At 51.2% G+C, this 24551-nt stretch carries 26 protein-coding genes; 18 read left to right on the plus strand and 8 right to left on the minus strand.

What is annotated here, in order from left to right; translation table 11 throughout:
• The first annotated feature begins 64 nt into the window (after positions 1–64).
• The 13 genes from KK083_RS21630 to KK083_RS21690 all read left to right on the plus strand — a co-directional run bounded on the left by KK083_RS21630 (position 65) and on the right by KK083_RS21690 (position 12434).
• A complete protein-coding gene (locus KK083_RS21630; RefSeq protein WP_254167514.1) occupies positions 65–664 on the plus strand; it encodes a hypothetical protein in 600 nt (199 codons plus the stop codon).
• A gap of 45 nt (positions 665–709) precedes the next feature.
• Positions 710–1414 (plus strand): outer membrane beta-barrel protein, encoded by a 705-nt coding sequence (locus KK083_RS21635; protein ID WP_254167516.1) that lies wholly within the window; start codon positions 710–712, stop codon positions 1412–1414.
• A 21-nt stretch (positions 1415–1435) separates the two neighbouring features.
• Positions 1436–2953 (plus strand): sigma-54 interaction domain-containing protein, encoded by a 1518-nt coding sequence (locus tag KK083_RS21640; RefSeq protein ID WP_254167518.1) that lies wholly within the window; start codon positions 1436–1438, stop codon positions 2951–2953.
• A gap of 231 nt (positions 2954–3184) precedes the next feature.
• On the plus strand, positions 3185–3508 hold the full coding sequence (locus KK083_RS21645) for an antibiotic biosynthesis monooxygenase (RefSeq protein ID WP_254167520.1): 324 nt from the start codon (positions 3185–3187) through the stop codon (positions 3506–3508).
• Positions 3509–3558: 50 nt separating this feature from the next.
• A complete protein-coding gene (locus KK083_RS21650) occupies positions 3559–4767 on the plus strand; it encodes a DcaP family trimeric outer membrane transporter (protein WP_254167522.1) in 1209 nt (402 codons plus the stop codon).
• Positions 4764–5510: a DUF2490 domain-containing protein gene (locus KK083_RS21655; protein ID WP_262899586.1), complete on the plus strand. Its 747-nt coding sequence runs from the start codon at positions 4764–4766 to the stop codon at positions 5508–5510. The genes KK083_RS21650 and KK083_RS21655 overlap by 4 nt, the downstream gene beginning before the upstream one ends.
• Positions 5511–5513: 3 nt before the next feature.
• Positions 5514–6665 carry a hypothetical protein gene (locus KK083_RS21660; protein ID WP_254167524.1) on the plus strand — a complete coding sequence of 384 codons (1152 nt, stop codon included), beginning with the start codon at positions 5514–5516 and terminating at the stop codon, positions 6663–6665.
• A 128-nt stretch (positions 6666–6793) separates the two neighbouring features.
• A complete protein-coding gene (locus KK083_RS21665; protein ID WP_254167525.1) occupies positions 6794–7408 on the plus strand; it encodes a DUF4136 domain-containing protein in 615 nt (204 codons plus the stop codon).
• Between the two features lie 6 nt (positions 7409–7414).
• Positions 7415–8008, plus strand: coding sequence for an outer membrane beta-barrel protein (locus tag KK083_RS21670; RefSeq protein ID WP_254167526.1), 594 nt, complete (start codon positions 7415–7417; stop codon positions 8006–8008).
• A gap of 20 nt (positions 8009–8028) precedes the next feature.
• Complete coding sequence (locus KK083_RS21675; protein ID WP_254167527.1) at positions 8029–9489, plus strand: aspartate ammonia-lyase; 1461 nt, start codon at positions 8029–8031, stop codon at positions 9487–9489.
• A gap of 32 nt (positions 9490–9521) precedes the next feature.
• Entirely contained in the window at positions 9522–10589 is a 1068-nt protein-coding gene (locus KK083_RS21680; protein WP_254167528.1) for a type II asparaginase, read from the plus strand.
• A complete protein-coding gene (locus KK083_RS21685; RefSeq protein ID WP_254167529.1) occupies positions 10579–11883 on the plus strand; it encodes an OprO/OprP family phosphate-selective porin in 1305 nt (434 codons plus the stop codon). Before KK083_RS21680 ends, KK083_RS21685 begins: the two co-directional genes overlap by 11 nt.
• Before the next feature lie 86 nt (positions 11884–11969).
• Complete coding sequence (locus KK083_RS21690) at positions 11970–12434, plus strand: hypothetical protein (RefSeq protein WP_254167530.1); 465 nt, start codon at positions 11970–11972, stop codon at positions 12432–12434.
• 95 nt (positions 12435–12529) lie between these two features.
• Here KK083_RS21690 and KK083_RS21695 read toward each other — a convergent pair whose 3' ends face one another.
• From KK083_RS21695 to KK083_RS21710, 4 genes are all read right to left on the minus strand, one after another.
• Positions 12530–13087: a hypothetical protein gene (locus KK083_RS21695; protein ID WP_254167531.1), complete on the minus strand. Its 558-nt coding sequence runs from the start codon at positions 13085–13087 to the stop codon at positions 12530–12532.
• Between the two features lie 14 nt (positions 13088–13101).
• A complete protein-coding gene (locus tag KK083_RS21700; RefSeq protein WP_254167532.1) occupies positions 13102–13497 on the minus strand; it encodes a hypothetical protein in 396 nt (131 codons plus the stop codon).
• A gap of 263 nt (positions 13498–13760) precedes the next feature.
• Complete coding sequence (locus KK083_RS21705) at positions 13761–14651, minus strand: hypothetical protein (protein ID WP_254167533.1); 891 nt, start codon at positions 14649–14651, stop codon at positions 13761–13763.
• Positions 14652–14860: 209 nt separating this feature from the next.
• On the minus strand, positions 14861–15409 hold the full coding sequence (locus tag KK083_RS21710) for a hypothetical protein (RefSeq protein ID WP_254167534.1): 549 nt from the start codon (positions 15407–15409) through the stop codon (positions 14861–14863).
• A 281-nt stretch (positions 15410–15690) separates the two neighbouring features.
• On the opposite strand from KK083_RS21710, the gene KK083_RS21715 reads away from it, so the two are divergent.
• The 5 genes from KK083_RS21715 (at position 15691) to KK083_RS21735 (ending at position 20915) form a co-directional block, all read left to right on the plus strand.
• Positions 15691–16869 carry a helix-turn-helix domain-containing protein gene (locus KK083_RS21715; protein ID WP_254167535.1) on the plus strand — a complete coding sequence of 393 codons (1179 nt, stop codon included), beginning with the start codon at positions 15691–15693 and terminating at the stop codon, positions 16867–16869.
• 461 nt (positions 16870–17330) lie between these two features.
• A complete protein-coding gene (locus KK083_RS21720; RefSeq protein WP_254167536.1) occupies positions 17331–18485 on the plus strand; it encodes a helix-turn-helix domain-containing protein in 1155 nt (384 codons plus the stop codon).
• 223 nt (positions 18486–18708) lie between these two features.
• On the plus strand, positions 18709–19131 hold the full coding sequence (locus KK083_RS21725) for a hypothetical protein (RefSeq protein ID WP_254167538.1): 423 nt from the start codon (positions 18709–18711) through the stop codon (positions 19129–19131).
• 121 nt (positions 19132–19252) lie between these two features.
• On the plus strand, positions 19253–19666 hold the full coding sequence (locus KK083_RS21730) for a response regulator (protein ID WP_254167540.1): 414 nt from the start codon (positions 19253–19255) through the stop codon (positions 19664–19666).
• Positions 19659–20915: a sensor histidine kinase gene (locus tag KK083_RS21735; protein WP_254167542.1), complete on the plus strand. Its 1257-nt coding sequence runs from the start codon at positions 19659–19661 to the stop codon at positions 20913–20915. Before KK083_RS21730 ends, KK083_RS21735 begins: the two co-directional genes overlap by 8 nt.
• A gap of 22 nt (positions 20916–20937) precedes the next feature.
• Here KK083_RS21735 and KK083_RS21740 read toward each other — a convergent pair whose 3' ends face one another.
• From KK083_RS21740 to KK083_RS21755, 4 genes are all read right to left on the minus strand, one after another.
• The gene (locus KK083_RS21740; protein WP_254167544.1) at positions 20938–21501 is read right to left on the minus strand and encodes a DUF4136 domain-containing protein; all 564 of its coding nucleotides are present in this window, start codon (positions 21499–21501) and stop codon (positions 20938–20940) included.
• Positions 21502–21566: 65 nt separating this feature from the next.
• Positions 21567–22244: a porin family protein gene (locus KK083_RS21745; protein WP_254167546.1), complete on the minus strand. Its 678-nt coding sequence runs from the start codon at positions 22242–22244 to the stop codon at positions 21567–21569.
• Between the two features lie 59 nt (positions 22245–22303).
• Positions 22304–23059: an OmpA/MotB family protein gene (locus KK083_RS21750; RefSeq protein WP_254167547.1), complete on the minus strand. Its 756-nt coding sequence runs from the start codon at positions 23057–23059 to the stop codon at positions 22304–22306.
• A 173-nt stretch (positions 23060–23232) separates the two neighbouring features.
• Entirely contained in the window at positions 23233–24363 is a 1131-nt protein-coding gene (locus tag KK083_RS21755; RefSeq protein WP_254167548.1) for a BamA/TamA family outer membrane protein, read from the minus strand.
• Positions 24364–24551 lie beyond the last annotated feature (188 nt).

Here is a 24551-nt window from a genome sequence, read left to right on the forward strand (position 1 = left end):
GGCTCATTGTAGAAGCGCAATTTTATACTACTGGTTGCAGCGCTCCATTCTACAATTCGTCGGCATGAAGGTTATTGTCACGTCCTTTCTATTACTCTGCTTCGCGCTCACAAATGCGAACAGCCAAAAGAGTGTGAACAGCATTGCCGTGCAGCATGCCATCAGCCTGCCCCTCGACAGGACAAACGCTTTCATCAACAACATGAGCCTGCGTGGCATTGCGCTGGATTACCGGTACCACCCTACCCCGGAAACAGGGATCGGCGTGAGCTCCGGCTGGGTGGCATTCTTTGACAGGAAGATGCGCGATACGCATGACGTCGCCAACGGGGTGCTTACTGTTTCAGGAAAGCAGTATCGTTACCTGAACAGTGTGCCATTTCTGCTGGCCATCGACCACTACATGCATGCGGAACGGTTCCTCTCCCGGTTCATCGGGCTTGGCATCGGCACCACGTACAATAGAATAGACAAAAAAACAGGCCCGTATCAAACCCGGCTTCACGCATGGCAGTTTACGCTTGCGCCGGAAGCGGGGGTCCGCATCGGCTACGACTTCAGTTTCTCTACCTACCTGTCACTGCGGTATACCTACAACCTCGAGACAAACGCACTCTGCGATCAATCCTATCTTTCTGTGAATATCGGGATCATGCACCGGTAAGTTTATCACGCACCCAATCGCGAACCCGAAAAATCTCAAGCATCCATGAAAAAGCTCACCGTTATCTTATCGATCCTGTGCATTAAAACACCGGCCTGTGCGCAGGTACTGATCGCCCTGGTCTTTGGAGATAAACTGCAAACCGAGAAGCTTACTTTCGGGCTGGTGGTGTCGCCTACCTTCAGCACCATCTCCAATCTTTCAGGCGACTACAGGAGCGGCCTCGGCCTGGGCCTCTATTTCGATATCAAGATCTCGAAAAATTTCTTTTTACATCCCGAAGCTGCTCCGAAGGCGTCGCTCGGCGTAGACGGCCTTAGCCCCTACTCCACGGGCAATGACAGCCTTGACGCTCTATTTGTCAACGGTGTGGTTAATCGCAAGCTCAAGGCCATCAGCCTGCCCCTTTTATGCAAGTACCGCATCAAGGGCCTGCTGTTTGCCGAAGCCGGGCCACAGATCAACTGGATACTGCGGGTCAGGGATGTTTACACAGCTGAGATCAACGGCAACGAGCTTACCTATGAAACAGAGCTGAAGAATGAATTCACAAGATTCGAGGTCGGCCTGGCGGGTGGCCTCGAGTGCAAGCTGAAAAAGGACAAGGGCATGGGCCTCGGGCTGCGATATTTCCACGGGCTGAACGACATCTGGAAATCGCGGGAAGGAAAACAGGTAAACCAGGCGCTTCAAATCAACATATCCATTCCCATTGGCACCGGCAAGGCTCAAAATGCCGGAAAGAATTAAACATCAAAATCTCATCCCCATATGACAGCCGAAATCGAAACCACACCTGCTCCCTTTGTTTTCCTGATCGTGATGCTCGTCATCATGCTGGTAACAAGCTATGTTGAAAGATTCAGGCTCAAAAGAAAGTTACGCAGTCATGAAAAACGGCTGAAGGCGTTTATGCAAAACATCTCCCTTGTGGTGATGGAGCTCGACTGTGCGGGGCACGTGACGTACATCAACGAGTTCGGCGCCAGGTTGCTGGGTTACACGCCTGAAGCGCTCGTTGGTCTCAGCTGGTTTGAGAACTTTCTGCTCGCCCCTGACATTTCCCTTACAAGAAAACTATACACCGAGATCCTCAACGGAAAGCTCCACACGTATACCTTCAAAACCGTGGTGCGGTGCAGGGATGGTGCCGAGCTCAGCGTGAGCTGGTTGAATTTTGCCATACAGGAAGCTGACGGCGAGATCCAAAGCATGATGAGCATTGGCCGTGATGTTTCAGGTGAGGAAAGTATTGCCAGGCTGGTGGCGCAGCTTCAGCAGGAGCTGGAAAAGGAGAAGATCACGGCTACGGAGCCTGTACAGTTTGAGCTTGACAACAATGTGATCGGCAAAAGTGAAGCCTTCATGTATGCGCTTCAAAGGGCCATGCAGGTAGCCACTACGCATGCGCCTGTATTGCTCGAAGGCGAGACGGGTGTGGGAAAAGAGGTATTTGCCAATCTCATTCATCAAAACAGCTTGCGGCGCAGCACACCTTTCATCAAAGTGAACTGCGGCGCACTGCCCAAAGATCTCATCGAAGACGAGCTCTTCGGCCATGAGAAGGGCGCGTTCACGTCGGCACTGCAGGCGCGCAAAGGACGGTTCGAGCTCGCCGACGGCGGTACCCTCTTCCTGGACGAGATCGGAGAGCTTCCCATCGACATGCAACCCAAGCTGCTCCGCGTTTTGCAAAACGGAGAATTCGAGAGGCTGGGCGGACAAAAAACACTCAAGGTCGATGTACGGGTGCTCGCAGCCACCAACCGTAATCTTGCGGAAGAGGTCAGCAATGGAAATTTTCGTGAAGACCTGTACTATCGCCTGAATGTCTTCCCCATCACCATCCCTGCGTTGAGGAACAGAAAAGAAGACCTCACCGATCTTATCAACCACTTCATTACAAACAAATGCAGGGAGTACAATAAATCGATCGAGCAGTTATCCAGGGCAGACCTGCAGCGCCTGATCGATTACCCCTGGCCTGGCAATATCCGGGAGCTCAAGAACGTGATCGAGCGCGCCGTTATTACCAGTGAAGGCCGGCAGATCAGGTTCGACTGGTGGCAACAGGGTGGTAAGGAAACAGCCAATGCCGACCAGACACTTGAAAGGATCGAAAAAGATCATATCCTGTCTGTAATGACCCGGTGTCATTGGAAAATAAACGGCGAGAACGGCGCCGCGGAGACCCTGAACATGCACCCCAACACATTGCGCTCGAAAATGAAACGGCTGGGCATCACGCGCCCCCAGCACAGGAACGGCTCAGGGGAAACAACGGAGTAGACACTGCACAACGATATTTCGTGAGCGTCACGCAGGGTCGTGAGCAGCGTTGCCAAATTTTTCTAGTGCTTGCCAGGGTATTTTTTTGCTACCCGTGCTCACAGCTCAAAAAATGGCCAGTGGCAGCGCAGCATGCCTGGCGGGTTCGTGATAACCGGTGCCCGGTACAGCATTGGTAAAGAATACAGGCAGCATTCTCATAACTCGCATCAATATGAAATCCTTGTTAACATGGCCAACAACACCTATTTTCTTAAGATCACCGGAACCATCAGCTGGGGAAAGCATACTGAATTTCAGCAAACCATTCAATTCGTATTTAACCATCTGCCTGCCGGATGCATTGCTCATGATCTTGCCCGCGACGTTTTCGCAACCAACGTCTATCACCTTTTCTCGATGTGGAATTCAGATGCAGCACTTGCAGCTTTCAAGAGCAGTAAGGAATACCAGCTGGTGAAAGGATCTTACCAAACCCTCGGGTCGTATGAAAGCACAACAACGGGGCGCCTGGCCGATGTCCAGCTGTTCGAAGCAATTGAGATCGATCTGTAAAATGAATACCTGAAACGCAATACCAACAACAGCTCTAACTAAAAGCCAACATGAAAAAGAGAAAGAACTATTATCTCATGACATTCGCTGCATGCCTCCTCGGCTTCACAACATTGGCGCAGCAAAGAGAAAAAACCATGGACATCTACGGATTCATCATGATGGATGCCGGCTACAACTTCGACCAGATCGACCCGAACTGGTTCGACGTTGTTCGCCCAACAAAGCTTCCGTCATTCAAGAACCAATACGGGGCCGATGGCAACTTCTACTTCAGCGTGCGCCAGACGCGTTTAGGTTTCAAGAACTATTTTGAGACACCGATGGGGCAACTGCGCACCCATTTCGAATTCGAGATGTTCGGTACCGGTGTGGATGCAGGACAAACCACCATCCGTCTGCGGCATGCTTACGGAGAGCTCGGACAATTTGGCGCCGGACAATACTGGAGCCCGTTCATGGACATCGATGTATTCCCCAACACAGTAGAATACTGGGGGCCGACGGGTATGGCTTTCTTCCGGAACGTACAGGTGCGATGGATGCCCATTAAGGGTGACACGCGCTTAACCATTGCGTTGGAAAGGCCCGGTGCCAGTGCCGACCAGGGTGTATATGCCGGGCGTGTGGAGCTGCAGGGCGTTGTGCCAAGATTTCGCGTGCCCGACCTTTCGGCAGAATACCGCAGGGCTATGCCATGGGGTTATGTGGAGATCGCAGGTATTGCACGACGCATCGAATGGGAAGATCAGAATACAGACAGCCTTCAGCTCAGTGGCGATGCGCTCGGCTGGGGCCTTAACCTGAGCACCAACGTTAAGATCGGAACCAAAGATGTATTTCGCGGCTCGATCCTCTATGGCGAAGGTGTACAGAACTACATGAACGATGCCCCGGTAGATGTTGGCATAGAAAATCAACCGGGTAATACAGTCTCGCCCGTAAAAGGCGTGGCACTGCCCTTAGTTGGTATTGTGGCATTCCTCGATCACACCTGGAACGAGAGATTCTCCACCGCCGTCGGTTACTCCATGATAGACATCGAGAACTCCGATGCGCAGGCAGACAATGCCTTCAGCAAAGGACAATACATTGTTGCAAACCTGCTCTATTACCCAACGAAAAATGCGATGGCGGGCGTCGAGCTCCAGTGGGGTGACCGCCACAATTTCCGCGACGACTTCACCGCGTCCATCACCAAGGTTCAGTTCACCTTCAAGTACAACTTCGAGCAATCGTTTTACAAAGACACCAATTGAAAAGACTGCGCCCATGGATAAGCATTGCCTGCATCACTTGTTCCTGTTTCAGTACAGTACGCGCGCAACATACGCAGCTGTGGCTGGACCTTGTCATGGATTATCCTTTTGCAAACCAATACTTATTTGAAATGGAGGCAAGTTATCAACGGCTGTTAACAAACGACTCGACCTGGCGCAGCATCAACTTTACGCCAACGTTAGAGTACCAGTTCTTCAACAACGTAGACCTGATATTTTCAGTGCCACTCGCCTATACGGCGCAGACCGAAGATTACGATTCATTCGAGGCACGGTTATCATTCGAGGGCCGGATCCACCTCACCCAGAACAAGCGGGTGAACACCCGCCTCGTATTGAAAGGTGAAAAGCGCTACTTCCTGAATGTGGACGAAGATGCATGGGAAAACAGTACGCGGGCGAGGGTAAAGGCAGAAGCCACCATCAGCATCAATGCGCCGGATCTTTATCGCGACAAGCTCTGGTACGCCATTGTGGATTACGAGGAGTTCTTCGTCACCGACCAGGAATTGAATGAGCGGTACTCCAACAAGAGACGCGCACGGCTGGGCGCAGGTTACCGCCTGGACTACAGGAACCGTTTCGAGCTGATCTTCACCCTGCAATCGTCACGCAACAAGATCCACGATGACTTCACCAGCACAGACAATGTGGTGCAGCTCCGGTATAAGATGTTCTTCAATCCCTCCAGGCCGGCTTCCATCCAAGACCAAACACAATAACCAATGAAAGTGAACATTGCCATCCTCAAGGCTGATATAAGACAGATCATGGTCACAGCGCTCATGTTGCTGGCCGGTAGCAACCTGGTGGCCCAGGTGTATTCCAACAAGGAGGTTGGCAAAAAGAATGAGGTTCTCATCGACAGCATCAAAAACACCACCTGGCCTTACGCATTACCGATACTGGGAAAAAAAGCGACCAGCGCGGGATTCAACCTGCCCTACCCCATGGGCATCAATGTGAACTACCTGTGGCAGCGTTCAGACATTGTGATCGAGAATCTCCGGGTAGGATTCAACCATGGGCCTATGCATGACCTGAGCGAGGTCATACGGTTCGATGACGCCACCTCCAACGCCAATGCCGTCAACATCAGGCCCGACTTCTGGCTGCTCCCCTTTCTGAACATCTATGGGATCTTCGCCAGGAGCAATCCTTCCACGGAGGTTGACTTCGGCATCTACGTTCCTGACGCGGATGGCAACTGGAACAATGTATTGTCGCTCAACACAGAGGCGAACTTCAATGCCACAACGTTCGGGTTCGGGGTCACGCCCACAATAGGCGTTGGCGGTGGATGGATCGCCCTCGACATGAACTTCACCTGGAGCGACATACCGGAGCTTCAGGATCCGGCCTTTGCGACAGTGCTCGGCCCGCGCATGGGCAAATCGTTCAAATTCAGGCGCCCGGATCAGAATATAGCGATCTGGGTCGGCGGATTCAGGCTGCACATCAATACCGGAACGAACGGGTCTGTTCAGCTGAACGAAATATTTCCCACGCAGGACCTGCAGCAAAAGGTAGACAACGGGGCCGTCAGGGTTGAAGACAGTCGTCAGCAGGTAGATACCTGGTGGGGTGGCCTGACACCCGCCGAGCAGAAAAATCCGGTGAACGCAGCTAAATATGAAACAGCAAATCGCGCGCTCGATGCCGCGGGCAGGTTCATCAACAGCCTGGATCAGGCGCTCAATGACGAACAATACGCCTCCGTTCAGTATTCGCTCGACAAACGCCAGAAGAACATGTGGAATTTCATTGTGGGCAGCCAGTACCAGTATAACAAACACTGGATGCTTCGCCTGGAGATCGGGTTCTTCGGGTCAAGGCAGCAGTTGCTGGGCGGGCTGCAGTATCGTTTCGGGATCTAAATAAAAAATTCAAATCATGTCAACGCTATGCATATACGCCGTGTGTTTCAGTCAGCCACCGTAAGCCATGGCCAGAAACGCAGTTTGAAACAAATCAGCAAAAAAACGAATTCATAACAGATCTATCTATGAAAAAACAATTCCTTATCATTTTTACAACAGCATTGCTTGCCGGGTGCTATCCAGACGGCCCGGACTATGTTGAAGACATCGATGTGGTATACACTGTCTACGACCAGGCGTATGATTTCAAGACGCAAAAAACGTTTGCCATGCCTGACAAGATCGCGGTAAGCGTTGAGGTCACCAGCGAAGACACCCTGATCGAATACATGAACCCGATCTATGCAACGCCAATTCTACAAGCCATCCAGCGGAATATGGAGAACTACGGATGGAGCCGGGTGAACGTGGATCAGAATCCTGACATCGTATTGACACCCGCCGGGCTTTCCACCACCACGTATTTTTACAGCTACTGGTACGACTGGTGGTATGGCGGATACTGGGGCTGGTATGGATGGTATTATCCACCTTATTATACGGTGAGCTCCTACACTACCGGTACGCTGCTGATGGTGGTGGCAGACCCGAACCAGGCCAATCAAAGCCCTATCAACCGGTCGCCCGCATTGTGGATCGCGGCCGCCAACGGTCTGCTCACGTACAGCTACGACCTGTCACGGGTCAGCGAGGGAATCGATCAGGCTTTTACACAGTCACCTTATCTGAACCTTAAATAACACGTTATGAAAAAATTACTGATCATCATATTCTGCTTCAATGCCTGTGCTACCGTAATGGCACAGAGCAATTTCACCCTTTTCTACTCGGTAGGTTTCGGCACCGGCGACCTTGGCGATTTCATAGACAAAACAAGCTGGCGCGGCATGTCCATGGACTACCGGTACGCGTTCCAGCCCAACATTGCCGCAGGGTTCAGCGTGGCCTGGACCACCTTCTACGAGGAGAAAGGGCGCGACACTTACAGCACCGAGAACCAATCGCTCACCGGCAAGCAGTTTCGCTACAGCAACCAGGTGCCGATACTGGCAACCCTGACCTACTTCTCGCAACCCGACGGGCCTGTAAATCCTTTTGCAACGATCGGTATCGGCACGATGTATACGCGCAGAAATACCGACATGAATGTGTATACCATGGAACAGGAAGCATGGCATTTCCTGCTTCAGCCGGAAGTGGGCGTTCAGGCAATGATCGGCGAGGGCGTTGCCTTTACAGTTTCAGGCAAGTACTACCACGGCTTTGAGGCGGGAAGCGAGCTGTCTGACCCGCAATCATATTTCGCGCTCAATGTCGGGTTTTCCTTTATTGGCCTCTGAACCACACCAACACATCACGCATGAAAAAACTTCGGATCTTCAAAATGCTGTGCCTGGTTGTGATGATGCTGTGGCTCTGCAACGCCCGCGCTCAGAACCGGAAAGAAAAAGACCTGTTGGGAGAGAAAGAGATCCCGGCCAACGCCTACTATGGAGTGCAAACGGCGCGGGCACTGGAGAACTTTGCCATCAGCGGCATGCCTACAAAATTCTATCCTGACTATGTGAAGGCCTTTGCCATCGTAAAACTTGCGGCAGCCCGTGCCAATGCGGAGAACGGAAGGTTATCGCAGGAGAAGCTGGCCGCCATCGAAAAAGCATGCAAGGCCGTGATGGACGGCCAATACCATGACCAGTTTCTCGTTGACCTGTACCAGGGCGGCGCCGGCACGTCGGCCAACATGAACACCAATGAAGTGTTGGCCAACATCGCGCTCGAGCTGAGCGGTCATAAAAAGGGCGACTACCACTACATAGAGCCCCATGACGACCTCAACATGGGGCAGTCTACCAACGACACCTACCCCACCACCATCAAGGTGGCGCTGTTGCTGCACAATGACAAGCTCATCACCGAACTGGAAGCGCTCTCGCAGTCGTTCCATAAAAAGGGCGATGCGTTCAAGTCGCTGCTGAAGATGGGCCGCACCGAAGGGCAGGATGCAGTACCCATGACGTTGGGCCAGGAGTTCCATGCCTTCGGCAACCAGCTCGATGCCGAGATCAAAAGCCTTCGTGCTTCGGAGACATACCTGTGCGAGCAGAACATGGGTGCCACGGCCATCGGCACGGGCATCACCGCTTCGCCCGGGTATGCAGAAAAGGTTGCCGTTCACCTCGCCAGGATCACGGGCAAGCCGTTTGTCATGAGCAGTGACCTCATCGCTGCCACCAGCAGCATGCAGAGCTACGTCATGTACTCGTCGGCGCTGAAAAGCCTGGCCATAGCGCTGTCGAAGATCAGCAGTGACCTGATCTTTCTCACGTCGGGCCCGCGCACCGGCATCTTCGAGATCAACCTGCCGGCGCTTCAGCCCGGTTCTTCCATCATGCCAGGCAAAGTAAATCCTGTGATGCCCGAGGTGATGAACGAGGTTTGTTTTAAGGTGATGGGCAACGATGTCACCGTAAGCATTGCCTCTCATTCTGGCCTTTTACAGCTGAACGCCTATGAACCCGTGGTAGCGGTAGCGCTCATGGAATCACAGGGACTGCTGTTCAAGTGCCTTCCCCTCTTCCGCAAAAATTGCGTGGATGGCATTACACCCAACGAAAAGGTGCTGAAGCGCAACATCGAACAAAGTGTGGGCATTGTAACAGCGCTGAACCCGGTGCTCGGTTACGAAAAAACCACCGAGCTGGCGAAAGAGGCGCTGCAAACCGGTAAGGGAATATTGGAATTGATCCGCGAGAAAAAATTGCTGACGGAAGACCAGATCAAAAAAGTAATGGACCCGGCTGCCATGACCCAGCTGAAGTAAAGTTTACAATAAAATTTTTAAAGCGATAAAAGATGAAAACGATCATACAGAAGTTCAGGAACATGTTCACCATACTACTCATGGTGGCCAGTGCCATTGTGTGGGGCCAAACGAAACCCGTCATTGTGATACTTGCTACCGGCGGTACCATTGCAGGCGCGGCAGGCTCAGGGGTGCAATCGGGTTATACATCGGGGCAGGTGACCATCGATGCCATGGTGAACGCCGTGCCCGACATCACCAAGCTTGCCACCATCAAAGGTGAGCAGATCTCCAACGTAGGCTCGCAGGATATGTCATTCGAGATCATGCTCAAGCTTGCCAAACGTATCAAAGAGCTGGCCGCCGATAAAAATGTGAGCGGCATCGTGATCACCCACGGAACCGACACCATGGAAGAGACCGCGTACTTCCTCAACCTGGTAACCCATACCAGCAAGCCCATTGTACTGGTGGGTTCCATGAGACCTTCCACCGCCGTGAGTGCCGATGGACCGCTGAACCTGTACAACGCCGTGTCAGTAGCGGCAGACCCCAACGCAAAAGACCGCGGCGTATTGCTGGTAATGAACGACTGGATCCATTCGGCGCAAACACTGACGAAAGTAAGCACCACCGCCGTGCAAACCTTCATGTCGCCCATACGCGGCCTGATCGGAACTTCGGCTTATGGTGTCAATGAGTACTATCGTTATCCCCACAACCGGTACGGAATGAAAAGCGAGCTCAGCGTAGACGGCGTAACCGCCTTACCCAGGGTGGATATCATCTATGGCGACGCCGATATGCCGGCAGACCTGATCGATGCCTCCGTGGCCAATGGCGCGAAAGGAATTGTGATTGCCGGCGTTGGCAACGGCAACATGAACAAGGCTTCTCTTGACGCGTGCGCGCGGGCCAGCAAGAAAGGTGTGGTAGTGGTGCGAAGCACCCGCGTGGCTACTGGCAACGTGGGCCGGAATGTAGAAGTGGATGATGACAAGCTCGGGCTGGTTGCTTCTTACGATCTCAATCCGCAGAAAGCACGGATCCTGTTATCCGTGGCGTTGCTGAAGCCCCGTAAGCTTGACGAGATCCAAACCATGTTCTATGAGTATTGACAGGCATCCCTTGAGAAGACTATTGCCAGCAATGATCTCAGCGCTGCTGATAGTCTTCTTACTGCAGGGGCCAGCCTACTGTCAGACCAAAAAAATTCCCGACGGGACAGAAGGCATCTATCATGAAATTCCCGTTGCAGATTCTGTAACAAAAGCGCCGTTGCAGCCGAATGAGGCAAACACCCCCTTTTCTACTTTCAAAATCGGTCTCGGCTTCATCTATGACGTAGCAGCGTATCACCAGAGCGATGTATTCAAACAGCAGATGGACTCTGCGGACCTCGCGCTGGAACCGAAAGGCAAGGTTCGCGATTTCAGGATCCTCGGCAGCGGCAGGCTCAAAACAAAGAGGGCTATCAGCTGGAAGTTTGCATTTATGTACAATGGCGATACCGATGAGTGGCTGGTCAGGGAATCGGGCGTTACCATAGGCGTACCGGAGCTGGCCGGCCATTTTTTTATCGGCAGAACCAAAGAAGGTTTCTCGATGGTGAAGGTCATGAACGGCCACTCGCCCTGGACAAACGAAAGGCAGATGGCGCTGGACCTCATCCCCATCCTGGCAGACGGCATCAAGTATTTCGGCTTCCTGCCCCGCTCAAGAATATTCTGGAACGTGGGCGCGTATAATGATATCATCTCCAAAGGTCAGGGTTTTTCAACCTTTGCCTGGCAGTACGTGGCAAGGGTCGGATGGATGCCCATGTACGATGCGCAGCAAAATAAATTATGGCACATAGCAACAAACCTCCGTTACGGCAAACCCGTTGACGGCGCCATCACTTTAAAATCGCGCCCTGAATCCAACCCCACACCCCAGCTCATCAACACCGGTAAATTTCAAACCAATCGTTCCAGTCATATCGGCCTGGAGATCTATCACAGCCAGGGACGCCTGATGCTGGGCACAGAGTTCATGATCCACAATTTCTATTCGGATGAATCTGACAACCACCGGTTCTTCGGAGGCGATGTTGTAGCCAGCTATATGTTCACACCTACCCGGCGGCCTTATAATACGATCGGTAGCATCTACGGATTTGTGCCTGTGAACCGTTCCGTTTTCAAAGGCGGCTGGGGAGAGTGGGAAGGTGTTCTCCGGGTCTCGACCTTTGACCTGAACGATGGCTCCATCCGGGGTGGCCAGATGTGGCGGATCACACCGATGATCAACTGGTATCTTTCCAAGATCGTACGCATGGAATTCATCTATGGCTATGGCATCCTTGACAGGTTCGATCTCCGCGGCGCAGTACAGTTCTTCGAAAGCCGGATCCAGTTCACCATGATGTAGCCAATAGCCACTCAGATACCCGCGTGCGCTCATGGCACGATTCAGAAAACACAAAAATCACTTTCTATAACCTTAACCATCATTTTATGAAAACAACAATAATGCTCCTGGTGATCGCTTTTTCCAACGCAGCCCTGGCGCAGTCGTATGAAGAAGATGTCGATTACATTCAATCGATCTATGGAAAAGAAAAAAAAATGCTCGTTGCAGATTTTATAAGGCTGGAGGGCACGCAGAAAGACTCCTTCTGGCAATTGTATGACGAGTACGAGGGCAAACGAAAAGCGCTGGGTAAAAAAAGGGTACAGCTGTTGCAGAAATATGCGGATAGCTACGCTACCATGGATGACGCCACCGCGTCTCAGGTGATCCGCGAAACTGCCGCGCTTGCGGCCGAGACCGATAAGCTGGTGTTTACCTATTTCAAAAAAATGGAAAAGGTGGCAGGGTCAAAGGCAGCGGCACAATTCTATGAGCTGGAAGTTTATTTCCTGAGCGCCATCCGCCTGGCGATCCTTAAAAACATTCCGTTCATCGGTGAGCTGAAGTGATCTGCAGCGGACAACGTTTATTACGGACATTAATAATAACAAAGATCCTGGGCCCGTCTGGCCCAGGATCTTCACATTTTACCTAGAGCTCTTTTCTAGATCTTGTTCTTTTCCTTGATAAATTCTCCCTCTGGCGTAAAGAACAATGTCTTTTTATCTTTGCCTTTGACCACATTTACCTGGAAGTACTCCTTCTCCGTTCTTTTGTCTACCACTTTCAGGCATTTGTATTTGTTGGATGTGATCTGGTAACCCGCGTAGTCGCCGCTGGTTGCCGCGGTGGCGATGTTGGGAGGCAGCTTCAGGTCGACACCTTCTATCTTCAGCACTTTAAGCTGGCCTTCGTTGTCATACAGGCAATAAATGAATCCACCTTTTTTTCCTTTCAGCCTTACCGTATAATATTCGTGGTTTCCCTCCCTGATCTTTTTTTCGAGGGCCTGGCCCCATTCGGTATCTACCATCTCTCCTGAGTTGAGGTAGTACTGAACGGCCGCGGTGTTGTCAGGGAAATCTTTCTTCACTGCTTCAACAATGGCCGCGGGGGTCTCGCCGGCGGAAACCTTTTTGGAATAGATCGTAACATCATCCTGGGCATACGCACCGGCATTCGCCACCAGGATCAACAACATGAGCATATTTGAACTTTTCATAGCTATAAAAAAATTTAAGGTTGATTATTATTCCGACCGGTCGCATACCATCCAGAAGCCTTTTGTTGTTCCCATTCGGCCTGATAGACAACAAACTGCTGTTCTGTAAGAATGAACTTCAGCTCATGGTCGCGCGCCTCGTACAGGCGATAGGCATGCTGGAATTTGGCATACCGGTCTGCATGGCTGGTGCGCAAGGAGTCGAACCGTATTGCATAACGCGCATCGAGTGCAGCAACCACAGAAGCCTGCTCATCCGTAAGGCAGAGACTGTCTTTCATCCATTTGACAGGCAGGCCCGGTTCGTTCAGGATCTTCACCGATACGTATGATTGAGCCATCGACAGATGGCCACCGAGGAACAAAACAGCCAACATGACAACACATTTTACCTGTAAAGCTTTGATCATATTTTACGGCGCTGGTTTTTAACCGAAAGGTACACTGAACCTGTCGCCGTTATGAGTGCTTTACCGTGATACACCCGTGAAGGCCTGAAAGCATGATCACATGTGAACCACCGTCTTCAACTTCTTCAGCGACCGATCCCGTTGTAACTATGCTCCAGCAATCCGGGCAGGGTTCAATTGGGTAGTGGCGGGTAGGAGTAGCGGGGTTTTTCGCTGCTCCTGGCCCGCCCAGCCCTGAACCCACACACAGGGTCCGGTGTTCTTTAAAATGCCTGCAAACCGAAGTACGATCTTTCCATCGCCTCCTTCTTATTTTCGCCTTCCACGCCCGGGGTTTCGGCGCAGCAGCAACCTGCCATCACATCACTGACAGAAGGCACCACCTGGCTTACGATCTCCTCCTGCAGCTGAAACAGGTCTATTGTTTCCGCGTCTTTCTTCTCTATGGTAGTTCCCCACAACTGGGCGCCCGTTTCGCAAAAGTTCAGAAGAATGTGTATCCGGAGATGTTTGTCGAACTGAACGCACCCCGTCAGGATAAATGACGCCTTCAGCAATACGCCCGCCTCCCGGATGTCTTTGAGCTTTTCAGCGATGTGATGGCTGGAGAACGATGACACCACTGATAACGCGCGGTTGGCTGTGAAGCAGGTGCTCAGGTAAATATCCAGCCCACGAACAAACGAGCCGTGGGTCTTGTGCTCGCTGATATCGTCAAACTCCAGCACGGCCAGCGTAGGCCTGGCAACACCCTCGTCATTTCCGCTCCAGGTCAGATACCTGGAGGCGCCCTGTGCCGGAGGTATGCCGTGCGTCAAAGACCGTTCAGTAAAGGTGGGTATGTAACTTCCTTTGGGCACAACGATCTGCACCTCGTCTTTATCGGCCCGCTCATAGTAATACTCCTTTAAAGCGCGACGCAGGCGCCCCGCGTGAATGCGCACGATGGAGTCGATCTGAGGATTAAAATCCGGATCCTTCTTCAGCGCGTTGACCGCAATGGTATACTCTTTCAGCTCATGGCTGCGACCCTCGAGCGTCTCGTTCACAATAAATGTGAGAAAACGCGTCAGCACAATTGAATCCGCGAAAGAGCGGGTTTTGAGGATGCGTTGGAGGTGCATCCGTACCTTTTCATTGGTAACAATTTCCATAGGTGATTGAAGTTTGAGATCCTTTTCAAAGCCAAGGGGGGTTGGTGCTCAACCGGCGATACATGCATGCACGTTGTCAAATGCTCCCATTGCCCGCCGGGCTTATCTCAAAGCTAGATCAAGGCAAATGGAACACCTGCAAACATTTCACAAGGGCTGCCATCTTATAGGAATACATGGCCAGGTTTGTTTTTTTTGCCACGCTGGTTTCATCGCGATGCTGCTGCAGGTGCAAGATGGGTCAACGTATCCATTCGTGCATTCAGGCGCGACTGAAAATACAATTCCATTTGAATGAACCTGGAAGCGCGGCGGGCAGCAATAACAGGCTTCAGCCTTCTGTAGTAGTCACGGCAGATGCGCTTATAGTTCACGCCGTTCAGCAGCATCTTTTTTGTCAGCATGTGCTGGCGGTTCTCCCGTGTGGTGCCCAGTGCCGCATGTTCGGCCGCCAGGTGCAGGCGCTCGTTGAACAGGGCTCTCCGGGTAGCCTCATACTGCTCATAGATCGTCCAGAACGCTCCGGCTTCGGCCTGCGTAATGTCCAGCAGATCGTATACCACTTCTCTTTTTTCACGCTCCCAGATCACAATCTCCAACGGCATTGTGGTGGTCCGGGCCTGGCTCTTCGCCGTTGATGCCGTTAGCATCAGGGCAATCATGCACAGGCATGCCAGTACAACCCCGCGGATACATGTCTCCGGCTGGCGCCGTTCGAATTGTGTGCCCGGCAAATAAATGAGGTATCTATTACTCATAACATAAGATGCAAGTGGCGCGGCAACGCGCTGTATAGGCGCAATAGTAAGGCTCACCGCCCGGATCTTCGCTCAAAAAAAATCGCGGATGCCAATGTATCGAACTTCTTGGCACGTAAAAATACTTTGCAATGCACCAATACCGGCATGCAAAATAATATTCAGGGATACGCCGGAAAAGCTTGCCAAACGGTGTGTGGAGATCGCTTTATTCTCTGAAATACGAGCATGATTTTTTTGCCCCGGGCAAACCCAACCCAACCAAACCAAACCAACCATACATGGAAGCTGGATTTACGTTTATCTCTTTCCTGGACCTTGGCCTGATCGTTACGGGAATAACGTTGAGCATGGTGCTCTGGAATTTCCCGAAGGAAAAAAACAGCGCCAACAAAATACTCTCAGTGGCCATGCTCGCCATTGCATGGATCCTGTTTGTGGGATTCCTGATCGAAACACGCCTCATCACTCATCTCCCCCATTTTTATCGCACGGGGCACATTGCGTTCCTGGCCCTTGCGCCGCTCCCCTACCTTTACGTAAGGCATATCGTACTAAAACAAAATATCTCCGCGGCAGATACCGTCCACGCGATACCGCTGGCCCTCTACCTCGTGGATTACATTGCTTTTTTCCTGCTACCGGCAGATCAGAAGTTGTTGCTGATCCGGCAGGACATAAGCGGTTTCAAAACCACCAACAGCTTTGATGAAGGTTGGTTCTCGTCTGATGTGTTCTATTATCTTTTACAACTTTTACTGGTGTTTTTCTATTGGATATTGCAGGTACGTCTCTTATACCTGCACGTCTTCAAAGGCTCCGCATCGGGTCACGACAAAGCACCGAGGTCATGGCTTTATTACTTCATCTCCACACAATTGTGTGGGTTTGTGCCACTGCTGGTGAAAGAGACCGATGCGCATGTACACTGGACCATCGTCACTGTTGCGGCAGGCGCCCCGGTGGCAGGTATGACATTATGGTTATTTCTGAAACCGGAGATCTTATATGGTCTGCCAGAGCAGGAGGCAATCGAAAGTATTACAGACGCGGTCGTTTACAAGCAACACAACGGAGCAGATATTCATGCGCAGGCCCTCACTACCCTTCACGATAAAGACATGGCTCAGCAATTGCACGCATACATGACGGAATCCAAAAAGTTCCTTCAGCCTAAGTACACCATCAACCAACTGTCGAGCGAGCTCAACATTCCGCCTCACCACCTTTCAAACTTTTTAAATCACCAGCTGCATATCAGCTTTCATGATTTTCTGAACAAATTCAGGGTAGAGCATTGTATCGAAAGAATCAAAAAAGGCGACGCACAACGCCTCACGCTGGAGGCGCTGTCATTTGAATGCGGTTTCAGCAACAGGAACTCGTTTACAATTGCCTTTAAACGTGTTACGGGCATCACGCCCTCTGACTTCATCCGGTATGTCAGATTAACGGGCTAAGCACGCAGGGTAAAGGTGACATTTGTCTTTTTGTGCGCATTTCATGCATAGAATGTTTCTAAAGATGAAGACCAAAATAACGCCATAGCATGCAAAATATCGCAAGGCCTCTTTCCTTATAAGATTATGCCCTAACATCTCTAAAAAGCGACCAAGACCAGATAAACTATGCGAAGCGCAGCCACGGTCGCCAGTATCTGTAACGCACGCAACGGGGTGGCTTGGGCTCTTTGAACAGTTATTTAATTTTTATAACCGGCAGGTTTCTTACATGGCAAAAGTTTGAACCCATGTAACTTTTTTGAGCGCGGCACATTTTTTTTAGCCGGTTTTTTGCGAAATTCATCGCAGGCAATAGTTCGATCACGCTTTGAAAGCCTCACGGCTTTTTTCCCGCATAGTCTGATCATCGATCCGAGTAGCATGGCTTTGCTTGGCTGGTTCTTCAAACTCAGACTAATATGACACTGACATTAAATCTGCCAGCGATCGTCTATATCGTTGGCGTAGTACTCGGCTCGATCGTGTCTTCCATCTGTTGGGTCTACCGCCGTAATACAAGATCCTCCATGAGGCTGCTCGGCGCCTCCGTATTCAGCCTCACCTGGACGTTGTTTGTGTTCTTCACTTCAGAATCGCAGCTGATCATGTACCTGCCCCACCTCTTTCACACAGGTTATATCTCCACGCTGCTTTACATGCCTTTTTCATACTTTTTCATACGGCAGTCTACACTGGGCGTCAACCCATCGTATAAAGACCTGGTCCATGCCCTGCCGTTGATCCTCTTCCTGATAGATTATTCAGCGATCTTTTTTTTATCCGCCAACGAGAAGGTGCACCTGATGGAAGCGGATAAAAATTCGGCATACGTTCTCCAGCAGGGGTGGTTCATTCCGATGTATCTCCAACGCCCCGTACGGTTCGTGCTGTTCCTGCTCTACGCCGGCCTCCAGTTCAGGCTGGCCTTCACTCACTATACGCCTAAGCGAAAATGGTTAACACTTTACCTCACAGCGCAATTCATGCTGGTGACCTACTATGTTATTTATCAATTTACTTTAGACCCGTTTGTGTGGAGGGTCATTAACGTCGTAGCGGCGGTATACCTGGTGTTCATTGCCATCGGGCTTCTTTTTCACCCGAGAATACTCTACAATTATGAGCTGACAACGGCGGAGAGCAAGCTGACGGACCGTATCAAACGACTGGATACAGTGAACAACATTGACAGCCTGCATCAAAAAAGAAATGAAGAGCTCACCCGGCGTCTCGAAGCGTTCATGGACAGGGAAATGCCACACATGCGTCCCGGGTATTCCATCACAGACCTGTCTGCTGCATTGCAAATACCGGCGCACCACCTGTCGGCATTGCTCAACCATCACCTGGGCCTGTCTTTTAACGAATACCTCAATAAACGCCGCATCGAGCACTGCAAAGAACGCATCCTTGAGGGCGCGGCAGAATCACTGACACTTGAAGCGCTCGCATTCGAATGCGGGTTCAATAACCGGAACTCCTTTACATCTGCGTTTAAACATTTCTACGGAATGACCCCGTCAGAATTCATCAAACTGCAAAAAAATACACTGGCAACTGCCAAGGAATCTTAATTGTAAGCAGGTGATTTAAAAAATTGGCAAGGGTTGAACAGCCGCCGGCTAATTTTGATCAATCAGTCGCATAGCCATATCGGTGACCAACTATCTACGGGCTGCGATTGAATTATTGCCAAACTCATCTCTCCTGCTCTCACCGGCAGGAGAGACATGGGTTACAGGCAGACTGTGATCATGAACCATTGACGATCCATCATTAAAAGTTATGAATAAACTTATGATCAGCTTATTGATTGTCAGCTTCCAGCTGCCGCCTGCAGCCATGGCACAAACGGATACGACCAATATCAGCATCCGTTTGACCATCAGCCCGTCAGAGGCCTTTTGGAAAGTTTACCGCCAGTATGAAACGGCCTATTTCAACCAACTCTTAAAAGCAAATCAGCTGGCCGCAGACTACGCAGCGTGTGTGGCAGGCAATGACGCGGCCACGCACAAGGTTTTTATGAAGTGGCTTAAAAATGATATAGCAGGCGACAAGCTCAAAAAAAGATATTACAAAAAATTCAAAAGAGTTTCATCACCACGGATGGCCTCAGCGTTCATCCGGCGTGAGAACAATGCAGAAAGCGAGGTAAGCCGTTTATGGATCAGCACGGCAGAATACCAACGGGATCGCGGGCGTCCACCCATTCCATAAAAGAAAGCGGCCCAACCTCTCCCAATGAAGCAACCCATTGAAATTACCTGCTTGTAAAAGCAATGCGGCCTTATTGTGCCCGAAAAAACCAATGGAAACACCAAACTTAATTCTTACCTGTATGGAAACAAAAATCTGCTACCTGATCGATGACGACGATGACGACCGTGAGCTCTTTGAAACCGCGTTGTACCACGTAACCCAGGAGATGTGCTTCATGACGGCCACCAGCGGCGTGGAGGCGCTTCAGCAATTTTGCGGGCACGAAGACTTTACACCGGATTATATTTTCATTGATCTTCACATGCCGGTGATCGATGGAAAAGAATGCCTGGCCGAGATCAAAAAAATAAACCGTTTCAAAGACATACCCGTGGTGATGTACTCCACTTCCATGGCCCAGCAAGACATTGACGATACCCGGAAGCTGGGCGCCACGGCCTACATCAGCAAACCCTACAGCATGGCGCAGCTCGAAAAAATGCTGCAAACGTTCTTCAGCGAGTACAACCCCAAATCGCAGGCCCATGGATGAAGAAATTACAAGACGATTGACTCAAATTCTGCTGCAGCTCGACAAGGCACTGGCCACTGCCAACGCTAAAAACGAGATCTACCACCGGGTGACCCATGTATTTGAAAAAAATCCGGATGACCTGCACTTCTTTCTGATGTATGAGCTCGATGCCCATGCGGCTACACGCGTTGCCATTTCCGATGCGGATCTCTTCGGGGCCATTGCTCCGGAGAAGCTCAGCCTGCACGATGAGCACACGGCGTGGCCGTTGCAGGCAGCCGCGCATTGCAATGATTACCTGATCTTTGACACCGAGAACCTGTTCATCAAAAAGATCTCCCTTGAAAGCTGGCAGCAATTGCCCGCCAAAATGCTGTTGTTCCCCCTGAAACAGCTCTCAACGCTCCAGGCCAGCGCCGTGGTGATCTTCGGCACCACGTTATCGGGCTCGCTGCTGGAAACACAGATCGGTTTTATGAGGCTGATCGCCGCGAAGATCGCCTGCTGCCTGCAAAACGTAGAAAGCCTGACGGAAACCAGGCAGCTCGCCAGCGAAAGGCATGCCGCTGCGGAAGCACAACTGGAGCACCTTCGTTATATCTCCAGCCACGACCTGCAGGAGCCCCTCAGGAAAATAAGGACCTTCACCAATCTTCTGCTCCGCAGCGCCCATGCAAACGGACTCCCCGCTGAGCACCTGAAAAAGATCGACCATGCCGCCGCCCATATGTCGGGCCTGCTCCAGAATATTGTGAGCTATGCGAGCATTTCAAGAAGCGGCAATTTCACTGAATGGGTAGACCTCACTTCGGTTGTTGAAGACGCCACGGCTGCGTTTGAAACAGAGATCCGGAAAAAACTGGCCGTGATCACCTACAGTACCCTTACAAAAATAAAGGGCGACCGAAAACAGCTGACCGATCTCTTTAAAAACCTGCTGGAGAACTCACTGCGGTTCTGCGAGATCCCGCCCGTCATCAGCATATCGCACCGGCTAACCTCAATGAAAGAAGGTTATATGCATAACTATGTGGAAGTGATCTATACCGATAACAGCATCGGGTTCGAACAGCGCCATGCGGGCAGAGCGTTCATGATGTTCCAGAAGCTTCACAACAAAAAAATGCTGGGCAACGGAATGGGCCTTGCCTTTTGCAAAAAGATCGTGGAGAACCATCAGGGCTTCATCGATGTTGAATCAAAAATAAACCAGGGCACGATGTTCCGCATCATGCTCCCGGTTGAAAACGACCCGGAGGAAGAATGAAGTAAGAAAGGCAAGGGCCGTCTTACTTCTTCTTCACAGGAGGAGGAAAGCTCTTCATGATCTTGGCAACGGCGGCCGGTATGGTTACATCGGGCTTGCTCGAAGGCGTATCGATCTCCTTGTTGCCGATGCCCTCCCAGATCAGCCTGCCCGTGACCGTATCGATCACCTCTATGATCAGCGACCCATCGGTATAATCGTCTACATTGAAAGTGGTGTGGCCACCGCCCATGCCCACACCCCAGCTGTAAGGCCTGTATACACCGCCGTAATCGTAATAATTGGTGGTGGCGGTCACCTCTTTCTTGTTGGTCATGATGGTAACTGCATTCACCTTCAGATCAGGAGTATCGTTGTCCTCCTCAAATCCTTTCGCGATCATTTCGGCCCTGATGGCATTGATGATCCGGTTGGCGTTCAGCTCACTCATTGCCTGATCTTTTTCGCTGAAGTTCCTCATGGCAAAACTTTTATAATTGCTGAAGTTCGCGCTTCTGTCATAGTCGCTGGTGACTTTCAGCGGTGTTTCACAAGACAGGCCGGTGATCATCAGCAGCAAAAGCGGTATTGAATGTTTACTTTTCATATATGGAATAGATTTGAGACTTGAGATGTGAGATATGAGATGTGAGATTTGAGACCCGGGATTGATCAATTTGCTTTTTCAGCGGGTTGGTTTCGTTTTCCCAGCTTGTACGACAAGCCACCGCCCAGGCTGAACTGGTAAATGGTGGAGTAGCTGTTCACCGATACACCGCCGCCGCCCGTGCCGATGTAGGCACCACCACCCGCGGCCTGTACGGCAGATACAAGCTGTGCCTGGACCTTGATGGCTACAGTTTCGGTGGCCCAAATGTTGCACCCAAGCCTGATGCCCCACGCAAACTTGGTCAGCGAAGAAGAATTATTGGTTGATTCATTGGTGACGTTCAGCGTTCCTACACCCGCCATCAAACCACCATAAGACTCTAACTTACCATTTTGTGAATGCACATGCCGGTTACCGGCCAGCATCATATAATTGATATCCAGGGTGAGATCGTCAGTAGTGACAGCAACAAACTGCCCGGATTGCCATGTAGTGGGCGCGTGGGTGTCTTGCCGCAGGTAGAGGAGCTCAACGCTATAGGTTGGACGCAGCGAATACTCGATGCCTGCGCCCCATTGAAAACCACCTTCGATGGTGCCATGGTAGTAGTTGTAAGAGTCGGCATACGCTTCGAAATAGTCGTCGAAGACATAGCTGCCATAAAGATTTACCCGCACGCCCTGCGCAAGCAAGCTGTTTCCGGCAATAAGAAGGAAAATGAAGGTCCAGTATTTTTTCATCCGTGTTGGTTGTTGGTCTTTACATATTTTATAAGATGCCACTGCGCAGGCGGTGCCTGTCAATAATCATCGACTACGCTGTTCCAGATGCGGTCGATATCCGGGTTGAGAATAATATCTGTTCTGCGATTCTTTGCCCTGCCTTCCGGCGTGAGGTTGTCAGCCACCGGGTTGTATTTTCCCTTTCCCGCCGCGGTAAGTCTGGCAGGCTCCACATGGTATGCTTCGCAAAGAAGCTTCACCACTCCATTGGCTCTTTCCGTGCTCAGCGACCAGTTGTCTCCACCTTTCCTGTATTTAACATCATCTGTGTTTCCGAGTACAATGACCTTCAACCTGGGATAATCATTCAGCACCTGGGCCAGTTTTTCCAACGCTTTCTTTCCGTTCTCGCCAAGCTTCGAGCTGCCAGTGGCGTATAAGAGATCGTCGGCAAGGCTTACGTGCAGCAGTCCCTGCCGGTAGAATACAGCTACACCCCTGTTGGAGAAATCGATCAATGCGGTAGTCAGCTTATCGTGAACACGCTCCAGTATTTCCTGTTCGCCGGCAAGGATCTGCCGCATATCGCTGAGCGCTTTCCGGTCGAACTCGCAGGCAGAGCGGTAATTGTTGTATTCCCGGTGAAGAGAATCACAATGTGTGGAGAGGTCTCTCAGTTCGGAACGAAGCGTTGCCGAGTTCTTTTCAAGCAAGGCATTGCGACCGTTCAACGTATTTATTTCCTCTTTGAGCTTACCACTGGCGCACGCCATCAGCAGGTTGCAGAAAAGCACGATCAGACCTTGTTGCAATCGTCTTTTGATCTTTGCCATCTCCATATATCAGTTTTATTCTATTGATCGATCTTCTTCCATGGCCGGCAGCGGCCAGCCCCCTTTTCAGGGGCCGGCACTACCAGCACACGTTTATGAAAAAAATAACCACCGCTACACGCCTATTTAAAAACACAGTGTCACGGAAAACCGGAGAACACTGCCACACCTCACTACCGGAACCATGCGCTTCCAAGCACCACGTAATAAGCCCATTGCTCCGGCCCCTTGGCCAGGTCGAGCCCCATTCTCAGCTTGAACTTGCGGGCCACCAGATAACGAAAACCGCCACCACCAGACGAGGTCCAGGGACTCTTGCTGAACGTATTCCATTCATCATACACTTTACCGGTTCCACCGAAGCCCACCAGGCTCCACCGGGGCACAAAATCCCAGCGCAGCTCCACTTCCACAACGGAGTAGATATTGCCCTGGTACCGGGCCACGGGCACGCCGCGTAAATTCAAATACGGAAGCAGGTAAAACGGTGCATCGCCAAAAACCTCCTGCATTTCGTATCGAAACCCGGCAATAAGCGCCGGCCACAACGGCGTATAGAAATGAAAAAAAGAATTGAGATTCACATAGTCATATTCGCTGCCGAACCCGTTGTCAGACCATCCTGTAGACAACCGCCAGTACATGCCACGGTTGGGTGTAAAAATGTTGTCGCGGTTATCCATCTCCACCACAATGCCCGGCATGCTCACCCTGCTGCTCCACTCCTTGCCGTCAAGGAACTCAGGCAGGTCTTCCGATTGCAGCTCAGCATCGGTATTCAGAAACAGGTATGAGATGCCAGCGCTCCAGGGCGAGGCAGCAAAATTCTTCTGAAAAGAAGAAAAGAATGGTGTGGTCCTGAGCTTGAACCGGAACTCCTTTTCTTCGCCCTCGTCAGTATCGCGGTAAAAGGAAAGGTTCAGGTCGGCATATCCTCCAAGCACCCTGTACTTGCTCCTGGCCCTCGCCCATGTACCCAGGCGAAAAGCCATGGCAGCCCAGCTGTTATTGAGCGTATACAAACCGCCGCCACCCGTAATATCGGGCGGCACCTGTTTTACCCTCACCTTCGATGAAACGGTATCGCTGATGGGAGGCCGGCGTTTTAAAAACACCAGCGCCAGCCCGCCACCGAAGTTACCCAACGCGGGCTCGGTGATCACAAACGGCAATGGCAGAAAACCATGTGCATCGATCAGGAAATTGCTCAGGTCAAACGCGTGGTCTAAAGAATCTTTGAAGTGCATACTATCCTGTTCCTCCCCGGGCTGGCCCGCGGCCGGCATGGAAGAGATCACTATCATAGAAATTGCCGTCAAAATTTTCAGTCTTTTTTTCACACGTTCTCTTGACACTTTCAGAACTTACCGTTCTGCGAAACTCCATTCAACCCAGTGCCTACAGCTTACAGGCGCGCGCATCGGCAACAACTAAAACCGACAACTCCCGGGTGCAGCACCTGGTCGCTGCAGGCGAACTGTGATGCATAGTT

This window comes from Chryseosolibacter histidinae (assembly GCF_018598225.1).
In the GTDB taxonomy this organism is placed as follows: Bacteria; Bacteroidota; Bacteroidia; order Cytophagales; family Cyclobacteriaceae; genus Chryseosolibacter; species Chryseosolibacter histidini.